Source organism: Nocardiopsis sp. TNDT3 (genome assembly GCF_003427465.1).
In the GTDB taxonomy this organism is placed as follows: Bacteria; Actinomycetota; Actinomycetes; order Streptosporangiales; family Streptosporangiaceae; genus Nocardiopsis; species Nocardiopsis dassonvillei.
Genome location: NZ_QPFC01000291.1, coordinates 1 through 1,347, shown reverse-complemented (window position 1 = coordinate 1,347; position 1,347 = coordinate 1). Strand labels below are relative to the sequence as shown.

Here is a 1,347-nt window from a genome sequence, read left to right as displayed (position 1 = left end):
GCGTGCGGGGAGGCGGGGCCGGAGCCGTCGGGGACCACCTCGGCCTCGGCCACCCAGAACTCCTGGACGTCCTCGTAGAGGTTGACGGTGCTCTTGGAGAGCACGCGCCGGTCGACGGTGTAGGCGTCGACGAGGCGTCGGACGGCGGCGACGTCGCGCGTCCTGGCGCGGCGCACGTGAACATGGCGAACGGGCATAGCCGGACCAGACTACGCCCGGACCCCGAGCCCGGCGGACGCGCGCGGTCCGAAAACGCGTCGGCACCCACCGGTGCGCCGGTGGGTGCCGTGGTGGGTGCCGCGCCCACCGGATCGCCCTTACTCCGGCGAGCACCTTCTCCGGAGGTCGCCCGGCGCCGCCGCGCGACCGCGGCGCCGTGCCGCGGACGGCTCAGATGAGCTGGCGCCGCGCGGCCCAGACGACCGCCTCGATGGGCGTGTTCACGCCGAGCACGTCGCAGATGTTGCGGATGCGGCGACGCAGGGTGCGCGCGCTGAGTTCGAGGTGCCGGGCCGCCACCTCCGTGGTGACACCGGTGGCGATCTCGGCGAGCAGTTCGAGTTCCTCGTGGTTCAGTTCCACCGGCGCGTAGGGGCTGCTCACAGCCGTCTCGTGCGGGCGGGCCTGCAGGGGGACCACGTTCTCCCGGTGCTCCCTGGTCTGAAGGGTGCCCTGCTCATCAGCGGTACGTCGTACGAGTGTGGCCTGTTCCACTCCGTCCTCCCTCATCATGTGAGTGCGGAACATCGACTCGTCACCTGGCGGACGCGAGCGCGCCGGACACGGGTCTCCCCCTGGTCCGGCGCGACGGAAGACTCCCGGGCGCACCGCTGTCCCCCGCGTATCCCTCTGGCACAGGGACCGGGGGCGGGCGCACGGACGTCGCAGGGGCCGGTTCGCTGGAGGCTGGGACGGACAGACTCCACCGAGGGCGCGCATGCGCGCGGGAACGCGGACCGCGTCCGGCGGTCCCTCTCCCCGCTCACCGTCGTTCTCGATCCACTTCGGCGAACTCCACGGGTCTCGACCCGCTCACAGCACGCTAGGCCGCAGAGATGATACCGTCAAGGCCCCATAAATCACCATGTGTAGTTATGGCAGCCCCTTCCGTGACAAAGTAATGGAAGGGAAAATACGCTGACTACATTGACCTGCGTAAACAACGTTCAGCGGAGAGTGGCCGAGTTCGCCCGGCCCCGGTCGGCAAAAACTTCGGAACTGTCCGACGGGTCACGCGGCCGTGGCCCCCGGTTCGCACGGCCTGTCCGGCCGGGACGGCGGAACCCGTGGTACGGGCCCTGTCCCGACTGAGGGGGCGGGGCCGCCGCACCGTGTGTGCGACGGCCC

1 protein-coding gene and 1 pseudogene are annotated in these 1,347 nt (G+C 70.7%); both read right to left on the bottom strand.

Features of this window, described 5'->3' with window-relative positions; all coding sequences use genetic code 11:
- Nucleotides 1-197: pseudogene (locus tag DQW06_RS07910) on the bottom strand (N-acetylglutamate synthase); the annotation flags it as partial.
- A 193-nt stretch (nucleotides 198-390) separates the two neighbouring features.
- Nucleotides 391-714, bottom strand: coding sequence for a LuxR C-terminal-related transcriptional regulator (locus DQW06_RS07905; protein WP_041553490.1), 324 nt, complete (start codon nucleotides 712-714; stop codon nucleotides 391-393).
- Nucleotides 715-1,347 lie beyond the last annotated feature (633 nt).